This is a genomic window from Gemmatimonadota bacterium (assembly GCA_009692115.1).
GTDB lineage: Bacteria > Gemmatimonadota > Gemmatimonadetes > Gemmatimonadales > GWC2-71-9 > SHZU01.
This window is the reverse complement of sequence record SHZU01000006.1, coordinates 211,420-228,551: the sequence shown is the minus strand read 5'-3', so window position 1 is coordinate 228,551 and position 17,132 is coordinate 211,420. Positions and strand designations below refer to the sequence as shown.

15 protein-coding genes are annotated in these 17,132 nt (G+C 64.9%); 6 read left to right on the top strand and 9 right to left on the bottom strand.

The annotated features are described in order from the left end of the window. Positions 1 to 212 precede the first annotated feature (212 nt). Positions 213 to 854: a hypothetical protein gene (locus EXR94_09330; GenBank protein MSR02919.1), complete on the top strand. Its 642-nt coding sequence runs from the start codon at positions 213 to 215 to the stop codon at positions 852 to 854. A gap of 79 nt (positions 855 to 933) precedes the next feature. On the opposite strand, the gene EXR94_09325 is transcribed toward EXR94_09330, so the two are convergent. The 8 genes from EXR94_09325 to EXR94_09290 all read right to left on the bottom strand — a co-directional run bounded on the left by EXR94_09325 (position 934) and on the right by EXR94_09290 (position 6,856). Beyond that, positions 934 to 2,487: a M20/M25/M40 family metallo-hydrolase gene (locus EXR94_09325; GenBank protein ID MSR02918.1), complete on the bottom strand. Its 1,554-nt coding sequence runs from the start codon at positions 2,485 to 2,487 to the stop codon at positions 934 to 936. 131 nt (positions 2,488 to 2,618) lie between these two features. Continuing rightward, positions 2,619 to 2,828: a hypothetical protein gene (locus tag EXR94_09320; protein ID MSR02917.1), complete on the bottom strand. Its 210-nt coding sequence runs from the start codon at positions 2,826 to 2,828 to the stop codon at positions 2,619 to 2,621. A 101-nt stretch (positions 2,829 to 2,929) separates the two neighbouring features. Beyond that, entirely contained in the window at positions 2,930 to 3,388 is a 459-nt protein-coding gene (locus tag EXR94_09315) for a hypothetical protein (protein ID MSR02916.1), read from the bottom strand. Positions 3,389 to 3,444: 56 nt separating this feature from the next. Then, positions 3,445 to 3,792, bottom strand: a complete 348-nt coding sequence (locus EXR94_09310) for a hypothetical protein (GenBank protein ID MSR02915.1) — start codon at positions 3,790 to 3,792, stop codon at positions 3,445 to 3,447. Positions 3,793 to 3,799: 7 nt separating this feature from the next. Further along, positions 3,800 to 4,435, bottom strand: a complete 636-nt coding sequence (locus EXR94_09305; protein MSR02914.1) for a hypothetical protein — start codon at positions 4,433 to 4,435, stop codon at positions 3,800 to 3,802. Continuing rightward, the gene (locus EXR94_09300; protein ID MSR02913.1) at positions 4,432 to 5,046 is read right to left on the bottom strand and encodes a hypothetical protein; all 615 of its coding nucleotides are present in this window, start codon (positions 5,044 to 5,046) and stop codon (positions 4,432 to 4,434) included. The genes EXR94_09305 and EXR94_09300 overlap by 4 nt, the downstream gene beginning before the upstream one ends. Next, entirely contained in the window at positions 5,043 to 6,095 is a 1,053-nt protein-coding gene (locus EXR94_09295) for a hypothetical protein (protein MSR02912.1), read from the bottom strand. The genes EXR94_09300 and EXR94_09295 overlap by 4 nt, the downstream gene beginning before the upstream one ends. A 17-nt stretch (positions 6,096 to 6,112) precedes the next feature. Then, positions 6,113 to 6,856, bottom strand: a complete 744-nt coding sequence (locus tag EXR94_09290) for a hypothetical protein (protein MSR02911.1) — start codon at positions 6,854 to 6,856, stop codon at positions 6,113 to 6,115. A gap of 55 nt (positions 6,857 to 6,911) precedes the next feature. On the opposite strand from EXR94_09290, the gene EXR94_09285 reads away from it, so the two are divergent. Continuing rightward, on the top strand, positions 6,912 to 7,943 hold the full coding sequence (locus EXR94_09285; GenBank protein ID MSR02910.1) for an AraC family transcriptional regulator: 1,032 nt from the start codon (positions 6,912 to 6,914) through the stop codon (positions 7,941 to 7,943). On the opposite strand, the gene EXR94_09280 is transcribed toward EXR94_09285, so the two are convergent. Then, positions 7,940 to 9,685 carry a hypothetical protein gene (locus EXR94_09280; protein MSR02909.1) on the bottom strand — a complete coding sequence of 582 codons (1,746 nt, stop codon included), beginning with the start codon at positions 9,683 to 9,685 and terminating at the stop codon, positions 7,940 to 7,942. The two genes, EXR94_09285 and EXR94_09280, sit on opposite strands and share 4 nt — an antisense overlap. A 252-nt stretch (positions 9,686 to 9,937) precedes the next feature. On the opposite strand from EXR94_09280, the gene EXR94_09275 reads away from it, so the two are divergent. The 4 genes from EXR94_09275 to EXR94_09260 are packed head-to-tail and all read left to right on the top strand — an operon-like array spanning position 9,938 to position 17,059. Continuing rightward, entirely contained in the window at positions 9,938 to 13,417 is a 3,480-nt protein-coding gene (locus tag EXR94_09275) for a DNA polymerase III subunit alpha (GenBank protein ID MSR02908.1), read from the top strand. 6 nt (positions 13,418 to 13,423) lie between these two features. Next, complete coding sequence (locus EXR94_09270) at positions 13,424 to 14,383, top strand: acetyl-CoA carboxylase carboxyltransferase subunit alpha (protein ID MSR02907.1); 960 nt, start codon at positions 13,424 to 13,426, stop codon at positions 14,381 to 14,383. Next, positions 14,383 to 15,543: a stage 0 sporulation protein gene (locus EXR94_09265; GenBank protein MSR02906.1), complete on the top strand. Its 1,161-nt coding sequence runs from the start codon at positions 14,383 to 14,385 to the stop codon at positions 15,541 to 15,543. The genes EXR94_09270 and EXR94_09265 overlap by 1 nt, the downstream gene beginning before the upstream one ends. Continuing rightward, entirely contained in the window at positions 15,440 to 17,059 is a 1,620-nt protein-coding gene (locus EXR94_09260; protein ID MSR02905.1) for a methionine--tRNA ligase, read from the top strand. Before EXR94_09265 ends, EXR94_09260 begins: the two co-directional genes overlap by 104 nt. The last annotated feature ends 73 nt before the right edge of the window (positions 17,060 to 17,132 follow it).

The window sequence follows — 17,132 nt, the reverse complement described above, 5'->3', positions numbered from 1 at the left end:
CAGCAATGTCGTCCAGCAAGGGCCGGATTACAAACTCATCGCGGTGGTGAAAGGCGGGAAGATCGTTCGGTGGAGGGCGACGGGCAACAACGGCGAGCCGCTTCCGACCCGCGTCACTGCAAAGGGGGTGACTTGCTGGATCTGCGTCATGATACCACTAAAAGAAGGGGAAGGGTACCAAAGGCAACAATGCTATCAAATTGCTTGCGCAGATGCGCCCCCCGACCCAAACACAAGCCCTCTTAACCCCAAGACCCCACCGGCAGGTGGTGCTGACGATCCCCAAACGGCTCCGTGCGTATAGCCTGTTCCGCCGAAGCCTGGTAGGCGATCTCGCCCGGGTGGCCGCGCGGACCGTGACCGCCGCGGTCCGCGCCACCACCGGCGAGGCGGATCTGTCGGTCGGGATCATCGCCTGCCTCCAGACCCACGGCTCCCTCGCCAATTGGCATCCCCATCTCCACTTGGTTGTCACCGATGGCGGGTTCCGGCCCGACGGGACCTTCGTGCGCTGGCCGGGGTGGCCGGGACATGACACCGCCCGGCTGACGGAAGCGTTCCGGCGGGCGGTACTCCGGCTCTTCGTGCGCCGCGGCCTCTTCGCGGAGGACCAGGCCGCGGGCATGCTCCAGTGGCCCCACTCGGGCTTTCATGTCCACGCCGGCGTCGGGGTGCCCGAGGACGATCGCGCCTTCGCCCTCCGGCTGGCCCGCTACTGCGCCCGCAACCCCATCGCGGTGGACCCGCTCGAGTTCTTGGCTCGGGTGGCCGTACCGGTCGCCCTTGGGCTCGATGTCGAAGACCGCGAGGTAGTCCAGGGCGGTACTGTCGGCCGATGCCGTCCACACGTATAGATACCGGCTCGGCGGCGGCGCCGTGAGAAGCGCAGCCACCAGGGCAACGGCACTGATCCGAATCACTCAGCAGCTCGCGTTAGGCCAGCGAATACAAGAAGTCGACGTACGACTTGACCGCCCCGTCCCACCCCGCCACCTTGGGATTCGAGGCCTCGATGACGTAGTACTCGTCCGGCGCATGGGCCCCGCCGCCGTGCCCAAGTCCGAACTGTCCGGCCGCGAGCTTGAGCGGCGCGCCGGTGAACGTCACCCCTGGCCACGAGCCCGCGAGCCGGGGCCACAGCAACGGCTCCACGCCGGACTTCCGGTACGTCGCCACCATGGCCTTCACCAGGGTGGATTCGGGGTCGGTTTCAGTGGGATCGTACCCGCCCGACATGTTGACCTCGACATCGCCGAAGCCATGCTTGGCGAGGTGCTTCTTGAGCAGCGCGAGCGTACCTAACGCCGTCATGTCCGGCACCAGTCGCATGTCGATCTTGGCCACGGCCCGATGCGGAAGGATCGTCTTCCCGCCCGGACCGGTGTAGCCGCCCACCAAGCCCTCGATGTTGATGGTCGGCTGGCTCACCAATCGAACTTGAGAATCGTGAAACGATTCATCGCCGATCCAATGGGCCACGCCGAGCGCCTTCTTCAAGCCGGCTTCGTTCCGCTTCGGAATCGAGGCCTCGAGAATCGCCTTCTGCCGGGCGCTGAGCGGCTTGACCAGGTCGAAGAAGCCCTCGACGGCCGGGGTGTGGCCGTCGGATTTGACCAGGGTGTTGAGGGCCTGAACCAGGCGCCACGCCGGACTGTCGATCGACGCCGCGTACGACGAATGGATGTCGAGCTTCGGGCCCCGGCCCCACTTCTCGCCGCTCGACACCAATTCGAGTTCCACCACCCCCTTGGCGCCGAGATTCACCTCCACCGCCCCATCGGGCGACTGACTGCCAAGCGGAATGATGATCCCGACACACTGCCGGAGCGCGGCCTCGACCTGCGGTTTGAAGACGATCTCCCGGAAGTTCGGCGAGGCGATCTCCTCTTCGCCTTCGCACACCAGCACCAGATTGACCGGGAGCTTCTTGCCCGCGGCCTTGAACGCATGAAGCGCCGCCAGCACCGCCATCTGCGGGCCCTTGGTATTGGTAGCGCCGCGCCCCATGATCACTTTGCCGAGGCCGGGCTTGTCGACCAGCCGTCCCTCGAGCGGCGGGGCACTCCACTCCGCCGGGTCGTACTGTTTGACATCGTACATGAAGTAGATGGCGAGCGATGTCTTGGCGCCGGAGTCGAGCGTGGCGAACACCCCGGCCTTCCCAGCCGTGGGCACCAGCTCGACGTGCTGGAATCCCGCCTCGCGGGCGAGCTTGGCCATGTACTCCGCGCCCGCCGGATAGTTCCGGTTCTCGGCCGCGATCGACGGGAGGGCAATCCAGTCCTGCAGCATCTTGATCGACGCAGCATGCTGCTTGGCGATCTGGCCCACGACGAGGGCTTGATCGGGGTTCTGGGTCGTCGCGGCAAGGGCCGCCCGGTCGCCCAGGGCCACGGCGGCCGCGCCGGCGGCGGCCCCGTGAAGGAAGGTGCGGCGGTCGATCTCGCCGGCGGCGTTGGTGGGTGAATCGGACTGGTTCTGGCTCACATTATCTCCGAATTATTGAGGGAGCACCACGGTTCTGAAACCTAGCGGCGGGCGGAACCGCCGCCAAGAAAGCTCTGGACCTTTAGTTCCTTTGCCACGTCTCTCGGGCCAGAAGCACCATTACCAGTTTGTCACTCGAGTGACAAACCGGACGTCTGGACCTGGAGCGCCTCTCGCCGAGCCAAAACCGCCGCGTAGTCGCCGATCCGATCGGTCATTGGCTTGCGATCGGTGTTCATCTGGATCACCACCGAGAAGCCCCCGTCGGGATAGTAGCCCATATCCGTCCGATACCCTGGAATCCGCCCGCCGTGGCCGAGCTTGGGGCCAAGTTCGGTCATTCGGATGCTCAGCGCGAGCCCGTAGCGCCGAGCCCCGGCGGTGTCACGGCGCCCCGAATGAGATCCAAAGACTGGAGGCGACGGGACGGATCAGCCATGTCTCACGATCCCAACTCGAGCCGCGGGTCGGTAGTGGGAAACGAAGGACCGCTCCTGATCGCCTGAGTCAGCGCCAAGGCCAACTGACCCGCCAAGTGGCGGTCCCTCCGCTGAATCCACAAGACAACCCGCCCGGGCTGCGATCCCGGCACATGGGTAAACGTGTCGAGATACCGGCCTTTGAACTCCACTCGGGGGCGCCACCACCCTCCCAGAACGGCCGCGCCGGCCAGTTCATCGACCGCGATGTCGATGGCGAGTGGCGGTTGCGAGACGACGTCACTGCTGACCCGGGTGAACGACACTTCGTCGATATGCTGGGTTTCGGCCCACTCCAGCGTCAACCCGGTATCGTCGGCCCAGGAAGCCATGCCCTCAACCTTGACGGAAATCGAGAAGGCGTCGAGACCCTCGATCACATCATGCCCTCGAACCCGTAGGGTAAATGGCAGGGGGTCCATGGCAGCGCCTCTCTTAGGTTCTCGCTCGTACGCGCCCGATTCGGGCGAGGTTTCGCCTACCTCAGCCAGCCAAACCACTTGGCGACCGTAAACAGGACCCCACCCACGAACAGGGTCCCGAACACTTCCTTGTTGTACCGCGCCAACCATACGGGCAGGAAGATGTCGAAGTTGTCGATCCGGTCATCGGTATAGCGGGCGGCCACCGCCGTGAGCGGGCACCGCCAGCCGTTCAACGCCAAGACGAGCACCTCGCCCGCGACGATGGCGGTGAAGATGCCGGCGCGGCCGTATTGGCCCATCCAGCCGCAGATCGGTATCGCGAGGATGCAGGCGACAAAAAAGGCCCAGGCGATCGTGTGGACGATCTTGACACCAAGCAGTCTCCGGGCCGACGAACTCACGGGCGGGTCATCTGCCCGTTCGCCGCCGGGCCACGATCAGCACCTGGATCTCATCGAGCCTCGGGTTCACGAAATCGAGCCGGACCCGGCCATCCTCGATCAGCCGCACCGTGGCCGGCACGCTGCTGTGGGTCAGATACCACCCCGCCGGGAGCACGACGGCATTGTACGCCCGCCCGAAGGACCGATCCCAGATCAACTCGCCGGCTTCGACCCGGTACCGGACCGAATCGGTATAGGTCTCGGAAATCCGGAGCCGGGTGGATTGATCTTGCTGAACCGCTGGGAACGAAATCACCACCACTTCAGTCGTCGGCCGCACCGGCTCCCCAATATCGAGGCCGGCGGCCGTAATCGCGGCACCTCTGAGCGTCCGGGTGTCGAGCGGAGTACCGGTATCGAGGATGACGGCCGATGGATTCGAGACCCCGCTTCCGGCCCGGACGACATTCAGATATTTGTCGACACCCACCCGGGTCTCGGTATAGTCGTGGTAGAGATCGAACGCATGGGTCTCCGGCTGCTGGAGGAAGTAGACGATGTCCCGGGTCTCCGTGGCCCGCTCGGTGAGCCGGGCCGCCCGCGGTTGGGCACCCAACGAGCCCATCCACACCACCGTCAGCACCGCAACAAGTTTGGTCATCGCGCCAACCTCCGGCCCGTCACCACCAACGAGGCCGCATCGGGCCCCGCGTTGATGAAGCTGATCAGGGTCCGCCCGTCAGGCTCCGTCAACACCTGCGAGGGCACGTTGAGCCCCACCAACTCGTAGCCCGCCGGCAGCACCACCGCATTCATCTTGATCCCGAGAGACCGCGCGAACACGATCGTGTCGCCCGCCGCGTAATAGCTCTTCGGATCCCGGTACGTCTTGACGATCAGGATCCGGACTTCGCCATTGATTGGTACCGCGCGAGGGAGCGTCACCCGGATGTAATCCGTTTCGAGGTCGGCGGCCCCGAATCCTTGGACCCGCGCCGCCGAACCCGGCACGACCTCGAACGCGAGCGGTTGACCGGTGGCCCGGTCGAAGACCGACTCGTCGGTGGCTACGCTGCCTTTTCGAATCGGGTTGAAGAAGTAGCGGGCCCCGGGGGTCGCCGCCGTCACGTCATAGCGGATCTTGAATTGAGCGCTGGCGGGATCGAGCAGCTCGTACCGGGTGTACTCGTCAACGGCGGTTTGGGTCTGCGCCGCACCGGGCACCGCTCCGCCGGCTGCCAGCGCGAGGACCAGGGTTCCGAGTCTTCTCATGGAATGGCGGCCTCCAACCGCTCGAACGCGCCGTCACCCTCGGCGCCCTTCATCACCTCACGGAGGGCCGCGACGCTGGCACCGATGTCCGACCCATGCTTGGCAAACCACTGCTCGAACCACTCGAGGTGGGTTCGATAGAGCAGAACCCCCACCAACTGGGCGTTGTTGATCGGCCGCTCGGCCAGTCGGCTGACCCGGTAGGTTTTCAGCAGCGGCCCAATCGTGATCTCCAAGTACCCCTTCGACCACTGGCCGATCGTCCGCCGGCCGGCCTCGAGCGAATCGCCGATCGGTTTGGAGTTGTAGAAGACCGTCAAGGTGTCGATCAACTTCCGATAATACTCCGCCAGCACGATCTCGTCTTCCCAGCGGCCCCGCGCCCGGTCGGCCAACGCGCTGTCGCCCCGAGCCCGGAAGAAAGCCTCCGCCGCCCGGTAACCCACCAACTGGGCAAAACTCTCGTTGAAGGCCGTGGCGCTTTTCACATAGAGGGTGTTGTGAGCGATCTCGTGGAACACCAGCGCCGAAAGCTCCACCGAATCACGCACCATGGCGGTCGACAACAATGGGTCGTTGAACCAGCCCAGCGTCGAGTACGCGGAGGCCGGACGGAGCGAATAGTCATAGCCCTTGGCCGCGATCTTCTGGGCGGCCGCTTCGGCCATCTTCGGATCGAAGAACCCCTTGTACGGCACCCGGCCGACGATCGGATACTTCCAGGTCACGGGGCAAATGCAGTCCTTCCGCGACCCCGTCAAACTCAACAGCAAGGTGTCGCGGCCCACATCCGTATAGGTGGTATAGGTCTCACCGGCCTCGAGTCCGAGCGCCGCCGCCTTCCGCCGGACCTCGATCACCAGACCGATATAGGCCCGGTCAACGGCCGGGAGCGTGGAATCCGCCACCATCGCCTCGAGTGGCTTCCGCCGCTCCAGAATCCTGGTCTGTTCGATCCCGGCCCGCGTCAGGTACCGGATATCCTCGCTGGCCACGTAGGCGGTACCGTACCCCAGAAAGAGAACCACCGCCGCCACGAGAATACCCATGAGAAACCGTTTCCTGGTCACGGCGTCCAGCGGACCCCGAAAAGATGAACCCCATTGCCTAACGGGCTTCGCCGCTGGTAGGCGTAGTCGAACCGGGTCTCGCCGGCCACGATGCTCCCGCCGTACGTGGTCTTGGACAGGGTGCCCGCCACGTCCCCCGGTTGGCCCCCGTGGCCGATCCTGGCCACCAAACCGAGCCCCTTCACGACCGCACCCACCTCGAGGCCCATCACGGTCCGCCGGCGCTGGTCTTCGGTCCACACCGTCTCGATCGTGGTCATCAGTCGCCCGTTCGAGAACGAGTCGAGCAGGTTGAAGCTAAACCCGAGATGCCAGGAGCGAGGCAAGGCCAGGCCGCCGTTCGACACGTTCCAGTCGCCGAGATTGTGGACCGACAACGCGAGCGCGGCAATCTCAAAAAGCGCCACCGTCGCCCCGACGTCCGTCGTGGCCGATCGGGTAATCACGCCGCCCGAATCTTCCACCGACACATACTTGGCGCTGGTGCCGAGCGCGATCCCGCCCCGCCGATACACTCCGGTACCCACGCCGGCAAAGTTGTCATACACCGGGCCGCCCGTCGGCAACCGGAGGTATTGGTACCCGCCGCCCACGTTGAACCGGCCTACCCGGGCGGCTGCGGCTCCCATCAAGTAGGTCGACCGGTCCGGCAGCCGCGCCAGGGTCATCTCAAGGCTCAAGGCCCGGATCGGAGCGAGCCCCGAGGGATTATTAAACACGGAGCCGGCATAACCGGTCATGGCAACGCCCGCTCCTGCCAGCCCCGCAGCGCGAACGTTGGCCGGATACGACAGAATGGCCGGCACTGGCCGGGCCTGGGCCGCGAGCGGACCCATGGCGACCGCCGTCACCGCCGAGAGCGCCAACCCCATCCGAACGAAGGTGTATTCCACCAGCGGAATCTCGCGGAAGCGTGCCCCGCACTCAAGCTGGGCGGTCAAGCTCGTGGAACTCGACACCCGCCGGTTCCGTAGGACAGCGACTATGCTCATATCCGGACCGAGCTCGACTAACCGGATTCTTCGTCCCGGCCAGTTTTTCGGACATTGCGACCAGGACCGGCGGGCCGGGGCGTTTTCGGTGGCTCATTGGGAAGCCGACCCGACTCGCTCGGTCGGGCTCCACACCCATGAAGACGCCCACGTTGTCCTGCCGATCGGAGGCGCCTACCGGGCCTCGGCATGCGGGGCACCGGAGATCTGCGATCGATCGGTGGTGATCTACAATCCACCCGGGACGACCCACCGGGACCGGTTCGACCCGGTGGCAGGCGCGATCCAGGGGCAGTTCTTCACGGTGTCGATTCCGGCCGAGCGGATTCGGTTGGCTGAATCAGTCGGACACCAGCCGACGGATCCGATGGCGCTCCGCCACCAGACTATCGGCGCCACCGTCCGCAAGATGTCGAACGGGTGTCTCCGCTGGTCACCGGCCTCCGCCCTGGTCATCGAGGGACTTTGCCTCGAACTCCTCGGCGAAATCGCGCGGTACCCGCGGGAACGGAACCGCCAGGCCCCCGGCTGGCTAATCGAAGCCAAATCGATTTTGGCCGAAAACCACCAGGACACGATCGACGCGGTGGCCCGTCAGGTGGGGGGCCATCCGATCTATCTGGCGCGGATGTTCCGGAAACACTTTCACACCTCACCGGCGGAGTTCCGGCGTTCAGCCCGGATCGACCGGGCCGAGGTCCTGCCCCGCGACCGTCGGATTTCCATCGCCGAGATCGCGGTCCGCTGCGGATTTTCCGATCAGAGGCACCTGACCAAAGCCTTCACCAAAAGCCGCGGCATGGCACCGGGGCGCTTTCGGGCCAAGCCCGCCTAACGAACCCTGGCGATCCCGATCCGGGCCACTAACGCCGGGTCGATGGCGGTGCCCGCGGCGTCCTTCACCAGCTGAAAATCAATCCCGGGCCCATTGGCTTGTTGGATCAGCCGGAAATGGCGTCCGCTCCCGCCGCGAAGGGTGCCTGCCTTGGTGTACGACCCGCTGGTCGAGTCGGGCTTGACTGGAAAGCCGCTGAACGGGCCACTCGGTCCCTGGTTGAGCGGATTGGTGAAGATCGACCGCAACCCCCAACTCTTGAAGCGGAGCCGGGGGCTTGCCGCGGTAAACGAGGGCAAGTCGTCGAGATACGCGGCCAGGAGCCACTCCGGCACCAGTTGGGCCAGACTCTGGCCGGTCCGCGCCGTGATCGTCGCGGCCCCGCCCGGGCCGGTGACCAACGACGGCGTGAAGTCCGAGCCCACCAGCGAATCGGTAGCAAACTGGTCGATGACCCACCGGAGGAAGTGCCAACTCGCTCCCCGCTCTTCCAAAGTGCCGTTGGACGAAGTGGGGTAGATCAGAAAGTGGTCTTCGGTCGACGCGAGGTAGTCATACACATTGAGAATGTCGCCCGACGTGTACTGACTCCGGCATGACGGCGCGCTGGAACCGCTAGGCGGCGGGCACTGATCCGCCGGAATCAATCGCCCGCCGAGCTCCTCAGCAAAGTGCGACATCGCCTCGTTGAGCCAGGTTTCTTCGGCGTTGCCAGAACCCTGAATCACCCGCTTGTTCCAGCTGATCATGTGCTGGAGTTCGTGAATCAACGTCGGCTTGACGGAGTAAAGGGTCTGGACCCGGTTGATGGCGGTACAGGTCGGCGTCGAGGGTGACGGGACGAAGGTGTAGAAGATCTCAGCCTTGTTCGAGTTTACCGACTGGCTCCCGGTCGTAATCAGATCCAAGCCGAAGAAATAGCCCAGCACCCGCCCGCTGGTGCAATCCGGCGTGAGGTTGTTGACCGACTTGGTCATCAAAATCACGATCCGCTCGTTGGTGTCGATATCGGACTCGGTCCCGAACGCGGCGGCGTCGATCGGATAGTGATAAGTATCGAACGTGCGACCAAGGTCGGCGTAATCTTCCTCCCGCAACGTGTCGGCGGTCGGCACCACGTTCTCCATGTAGATGGCGGCCTTGGTCCCGACGTAGCGCGCCGTCGCGAGCACGTCGTCGAAGGCGCTGCACGCGAGGTTTTTGCACGCCTTGAACGTCCGGGTATCACCAACCACCGGCGGGGCGGCCGGGGCGCTCAGCGCCACGGGCACCGACCGGTTCGACGGGTCGGCGGCCAGGGCCGCTTCCCGCCGCCGGAGGGTCATGTGGAACTGGTCCGCCGCCGAGGTCCGCGATACCAGGGGTTCCGCGACCTCGGCCCGGGACACCGCGGGCGTTGCCACACTGGAGGCGCCTGGATTGCTGGCGCGAACGTAGTAGCCCCCGCTGACCCCGCTCGTGCTCCGGGTCGGAGCGCCCGAGGCCACCACCACGATGTACTCGGCCCCGGCGGCGCCGGCCGTGGGAACTCGGACGCACCCACTGGTCGCGCCGGGATCGACGACCTGATGCTGGCCGACCGAGAGCTGGAGAGTCGATTGACTCCCGCACTGCGCGACGGGCGACGGCGGCGGCGGCGGCGGCGGCGGGGGGGGAGGCGGTGGCGAGACCGGCTCGCCTTGGCAGCCTGCCAAGACCACCACCACCAACAAGCCCGATATCACTGCCCCGGATCGACCCATTGCCCCTCCCTTTCGTAACCGCGTAAACCATTGACTGACAACGTCTTTTGACAACGCCACCGGGAACGGATACCTTCCCGGCCTGTCGCTTGGGGCAACCCAATCTCGGCAAGGACGGGGCCGACCGGCTAGCCATCATCCGAGCGACACGGTATTGATACGGTCCCCTGACCGGTTCCGCGTTCGGAGCCGATCGAAGGGGCCCCGCACCTGTCAGATTTCGGTGGCCCGCTGGCCGCCGATGGAGTCTCGATGGCCTTTGCCCACCTGCATACCCACAGCGAATACTCGTTGCTCGATGGGGCCAACCAGATCCCCGAACTGGTCCAATACATCAAGAGCCTGGGCATGGACAGCGTCGGCCTGACCGACCATGGCAACATGCACGGCGCCTGGAACTTCTACGAAACCTGCAAAGCCAACAAGGTCCGGCCGATTCTCGGCTTCGAGGCCTACCTGGCCTACGGCGATCGGCGCTCGGGGCAGAAGCCGCCGGATGCCCCGGCCCATTACAGCCACCTGGTCCTGCTCGCCAAGAACAAGGTCGGCTACCAGAATCTGATCAAGCTAACCTCCATCGGCTACACCGAGGGCTTCTACCGCCGCCCCCGGATCGACAAAGAAGTCCTCGAGCAGCACGCCGAGGGCATCATTTGCCTAGCCGCCTGCCTCTCCGGCGAGGTGGCCTATGGGCTCCGCCAGCAGCGGTACGAGGAAGCCAAACGAAGCGCCCAGTGGTTTGCCAAGCTGTTCGGGCCCGAGGGCTTCTGGCTCGAAATCCAGGATCATGGCATTCCGGAAGAGAAGGTCGTCCTCGACGGCATGATCGAGTTGTCCCGCGAGTTGGGCCTTCCGGTCGTCGCCACCAACGACGCCCACTATTTAAAGCGCGATGACGCAGAGGCGCACGACGTCTTGCTCGCAATCGGAACCGGCGCCGACCTCGACGATCCGAAACGATTCCGCTTTACCGGCCAGGAATCGTACGTCAAGAGCGAAGCCGAGATGCGGAAGCTCTTCAAGGAGTATCCGGACGCCATCGACAACACCCAGCGGGTGGCCGACCTCTGCGAGTTCGATTTCGAGAAACGGTATTTCCTTCCAAGCTTTCCTCGCCCCGCCGAGTATGCCGACGATGACGTCCTCCTGTCCGACCTGGCGCGCAAGGGTGCCGGCGACCGCTATGGGACGCCGCTGCCCCCGCCGGTCGAGGAACGGCTTGCCTACGAGCTTGGAGTCATCACCAAGGCCGGGTACTCGGGCTACTTCCTGATCGTCCAGGACTTCATTGCCGCCGCCCGGGAGCGGGGTATCCCAGTTGGGCCGGGCCGCGGTTCAGCCGCCGGATCGCTGGTGGCCTATGCCCTCCGCATCACCGACGTCGACCCGCTCAAGTTCGATTTGCTGTTCGAACGGTTCCTGAATCCGGAACGGGTGTCGATGCCCGACATCGACGTCGACTTTTGCTTCGAACGCCGCGGCGAAGTGATCGAGTACGTCCGGGAGCGGTACGGCCGAGAAAGCGTCGGCCAGATCGTCACCTTTGGAACCATGAAGGCCCGGGCAGCCATCAAGGACGTGGCCCGGGTGCTCAAGGTCCCCCCCGGCGACGCCGACAAGATCACCAAATTGATCCCCTCCGGACCCGCCTACAGCCTGACGATCGCGGAGGCGCTCGAAAAGGTCCCTGAGCTGTCCGCCCTGGTCAAGTCGATGCCGGTCTACGGCCGGATGGCGGAGCTGGCCTCCCGGATCGAGGGTATTTCGCGCCACCTATCGGTCCACGCGGCCGGGGTGGTCATCGCCCCGGGCCCGTTGCCCAACTACGTCCCGGTCTGCACCGCGCCCACGAAGGGGGCCGGCCAGACCGCCGACGGCGAACACGCCATGATCACCCAGTACGACATGGTGGCGCTCGAAAAAGTCGGGATGCTGAAGATGGATCTCCTCGGGTTGAGAACCCTGACGGTGATCCACGACGCAGTGAAGCTGGTGGCCGACCGCCATGGCATTGCCGTCGACATCGGAGCCCTCACACTCGACGATCCCGCGGTCTACGCCTTGCTCCGGCAGGGTCGCACCGCCGGCGTCTTCCAATTCGAATCGGCACTCGCCACCGACACCCTTCGCCAGATGAAGTGCGATCGGTTCGACGACTTGGTGGCGTCGAACGCCCTGCTCCGCCCCGGCCCGCTCGACACCGGGATGCACTTGGTCTTCATCAAACGGAAGCTCGGCCAGGAGACGGTGACGTATCCGCATCCGTCCCTCAAGGAAGTACTCGAGCCGACCTACGGGGTCATCACCTATCAAGAGCAGGTGATGCGGATCGCCAACATCCTCGCCGGCTTCTCGCTCGCGGAAGCCGACGTGCTGCGGAAGGCCGTGGGCAAGAAGGACGCCGATCTCATCAACAAGGAACTGGCCAAATTCGTCGAGCGGGGCATTGGCCTCGGCCACCCGAAGAAGCTGATGGACGACTTGGCCGGGCAGATCAAGACCTTCGGCCGCTACGGCTTCAACAAGTCGCACTCGGTGGCCTACTCGGTTCTCTCGTACCAGACCGCTTGGCTCAAGACCCACTATCCCGCGGAGTTCATGGCGGCGCTCTTGTCGTCGGAAATCGGCGACACCGACAAGGTGGTCCAATACATCAACGAGGCCCGCGAACTGGGCATCGAGGTCCTGGCCCCGGACGTCAACGAATCCGGCTTCAAGTTCACCGTCGTCGCTGACCAGCGGATCCGCTTCGGACTTGGCGCCGTCCGCAACGTCGGGCGGGGGGCCATTGATTCGATCATCGCGGCCCGGAAGGGCCACCGGCTCGAGACCCTCCACGATCTGGGCAACCGAATCGACTTGCGGCTCTGCAACAAGCGGGTCATCGAGTCGTTGATCGCGGCGGGGGCCTGCGACTCCCTGGCCGGCCACCGAAGCCAAATGATGGCGGCCCTCGACACCGTGCTCGGCGAAGCGCAACTTCTCCATCAGGAAAAGGAGACCGGCCAGGAGTCGCTCTTCGCCGAAGCCCAGAAGGCCGAGCCCAAATCGACCGCCCTCCCGGACGTCCCGCCCTGGCCGGAAGCCGAGCGGTTGGCCCGCGAAAAGGAGATCATCGGTTTCTTCATCTCCGGCCACCCGTTGGCGCCGTTCAAGAGCGAAGTCGAGTTGTTCGGCACCCGAACCACGGCCACCCTGTTTACCTGGAGCGAGCAACAGGTGACCATCGGGGCGGTGGTGACCAGCATCAAACGGCAGATTTCCAAAAAGACCGGCAAGGAGTACGCCCGGCTCACGCTCGAGGACTTTCACGGCACGGCCGAGGCCATTGTCTTCCCCGAAGCGTGGGCCCAACAAAACCAGGCCATCTTCGAGGACGCCTGCCTGTTGCTGACCGGCGGGTACAGCCAGCGGGACCGGGGCGAAGATCGCGCCCCGTTTGTAGTGGAATCGTCGAAGCCGCTGATCGACTTTCGGAAGAGCGGCGCGGTGGCGGTCTCGATTCGGTGGGGCCAGCCAAGCCCGCCCCCGGCGGAAGGGATCCGGGCCATCGCCGCCCTCTGCGCCGAACACGCGGGCCCCGCGCCGGTCTATATTGAGTGGTCGGACGGCAACGGCGAAACGGCCAAGCTCCGGTCGCGCCGGCTCCGGGTCAACCCAAACGAAGAACTGGTGCTTTCGCTCCGCACGCTCCTCGGCGCCGACGCCGTACGACTGATCAGAGCCGGATAGGACATCATGGGTCTCTACACGCTGGAGTTTGAAAAACCACTCGCGGAACTCGATCGCCAGATCGAGGAACTCCAACGGGTCGGCGAGGACCGCCAGATCGACATGGCCGCCGAGCTAGGCACCCTCCAGGCCAAGCTGACGACGCTCAAACACGAGATCTACCAGAACCTGACCCCGATCCAGCGGGTGCTGGTGGCGCGGCACGCCAAGCGCCCGACCACCATGGACTATCTCGGGTCGATCTTCACCGATTTCATCGAGCTCCACGGCGACCGGCTGTACCGCGACGATCTCGCCATTGTCGGGGGCTGGGCCCGGCTCCGCGGTCAATCGGTCATGGTCATCGGCCACCAGAAGGGCCGCGATACCCGCGAGAACATCAAACGCAACTTCGGAATGCCCCACCCCGAGGGATATCGGAAAGCCCTCCGGCTGATGAAGCTGGCAGCCCGGTTTCACGCGCCGGTCGTTACCCTGGTCGATACCCCGGGCGCCTACCCCGGCATTGGCGCCGAGGAGCGGGGCCAATCGGAAGCGCTCGCCACCAACATCCTCGAAATGGCCTCGCTCCCGACCCCGATCGTCACCTGTATCATCGGCGAGGGAGGGTCCGGCGGCGCCCTGGCGCTGGCGGTTGCCGACCGAGTCCTGATGTTCGAGCACTCCACCTATTCGGTCATCACACCCGAGGGGTGCGCGGCCATCCTCTGGAAGGATGCGACCCAGCGTGAGCGGGCCGCCGAAGCGCTCAAGATTACCGCGAGCGACCTGCTCAAGCTCAAGATCATCGACGAAGTCATCCCCGAGCCCCTGGGGGGCGCCCATCAAGATCCCGAGGCCACCGGCGAGTCGCTCCGCACGGCCTTGGCCCGCCACATCACCGAACTCCACAAAGTCCGTCCCGACAAGCTCATCCGGCGCCGGGCCGACAAGTACGGGGCGATGGGGGCCTTCACGGAAGCCTGATGCCCACCACGATCGAAGTCCGGTTCAAAGGCAACCGCAAAGATTACTTCCTCTGGCCCGAGGACGCTGATCGGCTCCACCTCCATCAGCCTGTGATCGTCGAGGCCGACCGGGGCGTCGACTTCGGCCGCGTCGGCGTCATCGGCGACACCGCCGACAAGAAGTGCGCCTCCGGGTGCAGCGGCTGCGCGGTCGGCGGCGACATCCCAACGGCCTCTCGCCCGGTCATCCGCGTCGCCAGTCAAGACGACATCAAGACCGCCAATGACCTCCGGCGCTCCGAGGATAGCACCCGGATTCGGGCGGTCGAGCGGGTGCGGCACCACAAGCTCGAGATGAAATTGTCGGATGCCGAGTGGCAGTGGGACCGAAAAAAACTCACCTTCTACTTCACCTCCGAAAAACGAGTCGACTTCCGGGACTTGGTCCGCGATCTCGCGACCACGTTCAAGGCCCGGATCGAGCTCCGCCAAATCGGGGTCCGCGACGAAGCGGCCCGGTTAGGCGGCGTCGGCCGCTGCGGAAAAGAATATTGCTGCTCCACTTGGCTCCGATCGCTCGACCCGATCAGCTTGGCCCTTGCCAAGGACCAGCATCTTTCACTCAACCCCGCCCAGATCTCAGGCGGGTGCGGGCGACTGCTCTGCTGCCTCAAATACGAGCATGAGTTTTACGTGGCAACCCGGAAACGATTCCCGAAGGAGGGCAAGGCCGTTCGGACCTCTCGCGGAACCGAGAAGGTGATTGCCATCGACATCTTCCGGGAACGGGTCCTCCTCCGGAGCGACGAGCACGGGCCACGGACGGTGCTGCTCGCTGACCTCAAAGAGGAAATCGCTGCGGCGGGCGACGCCCCAGCCCCGACAACCACCGGGACCCCGACGATCCCGACCGCACCACTCCCCCGAACGGCAGAACGGCGGGAACGCCCTGCCCGTCCACCCCGAACGGAGCCACTGCGAGCGGCGGAGCCCCGCCCCGAGCGGCGGCCCCGGCCGGCGCCGCCGCTCCCCGCGCCAACGCCACCCGCCGCCGCGGCAGCCTCGGCCGAACCGAATGAGGCGGCCAAACGGTCCAAGCGCCGCCGCCGCCGCCGGGGACGCGGCCCCGGTGCCGGCCCGGGCGAACCCAATTCTCCGCCCGAATCCTCAGAGCCCTGACGTGGCCAAGTACTTCCTTACCACCGCCATCGACTATTCCAACGGCGATCCTCACCTCGGCCACGCCCTCGAGAAGATCGGCGCTGACGCCATCGCGCGGTACCGCCGGCTCCAAGGCGACGACGTCCATTTCCTCATGGGCATGGACGAGAACTCGCAAAGCGTGATCGAAATGTCCACGAAACACGCGATCACCCCGGAGGCCTGGGTCGATCAAATGGCCGAGCGGTTTACTCGGTACTGGCACCGGCTCGAGTGCAGCAACGACGACTGGATTCGCACCACCGAGCCCCGGCACACCCAAGCCGTGCTCGCGTTGTTGAGCCGGATCCTCACCAAAAGTCCCGATGACGTCTTCCTCGCTGACTACGAAGGACTGTACTGCACCGGGTGCGAAGACTTCAAGACCGAAAGTCAGATCGTCGACGGCAAGTGCGCCGAGCATCCAACCTTGGCGCTGGTCCCGACCAAGGAGACCAACCACTTCTTCCGGCTCTCGGCCTACCGCGATCGAATCCTTGCGCTGATCACCAGCGGTGAGTTGGCCGTCGAACCGGAAATCCGCCGGAACGAGATCCTTCGCCTGCTGGAGGGCGGGTTGCAGGACATTTCGATCTCGCGGTCGCGACTGCCCTGGGGTATTCCCTTCCCGGGCAGCGAGGGTCACACGGTCTACGTGTGGTTCGACGCCGTCATCAATTATCTCGCCGCCACCGGATTCCCGGAACCAGGCTACCAACGGCTCTGGCCGGCCGACCTCCATATCATCGGCAAAGGCATCACCCGGTTCCACTGCGTGCTCTGGCCGGCCATGTGCCTGGCCGCCGGCATCGCGCCGCCGAAAATGGTGTGGGCTCACGGCTACGTGCAGTGGCTCGGCGCCAAGATGTCGAAGACCGCCGGCACCGCGGTCAATCTCGATGAGGCCATCAATCGCTACGGCGCCGATCCGCTCCGGTATTTCTTGATGCGCGAAGTCGGCTTCGAAGCTGATGGTGATTTCACCTGGGAACGCTACGACGCTCGGTATACCTCCGACCTGGCCGACGGACTCGGCAACCTGGTTGCCCGATCCTTGGCGATGATCGAGAAGTATCGCGGCGGTGTGGTGCCGACTGGCGAAACGACGTCGCTCGATCGAGAGGTCATCGACCACCACGTCCCAGCCTACCGGGCCGCCATGGAACGACTCGACCTCAAAGGCGGCCTCGACGCGATCTGGGCCATCATCGCGGCGGCCGATCTCGACATCACCCAAACAGCACCCTGGGGCCTGGCCAAGGCCGGAAACCAGTCGGCCTTGGACGATGCCCTGGCCTCCCTGGCCCGGACCCTGGTGCGAATCACCGTGCTCGTCGGGCCCTTTGTCCCCGCCAAAGCGGCCGAGATCTGGCAGAGTCTCGGCCAGACGGAGCCCCTCACTGCAATTCGATGGACCACTGTTCAAAACCCTGTCATACAAGGCCTTACCATCGCCCGACCGGCGATCCTTTTCCCGAAACCGAACCCGGCCTAGGGACCCATTTCAAGTCGTTGTCGAACAATCAGTTAGCGTTCAGATACCGGACGCTTGACAGCCCCCGGAACGA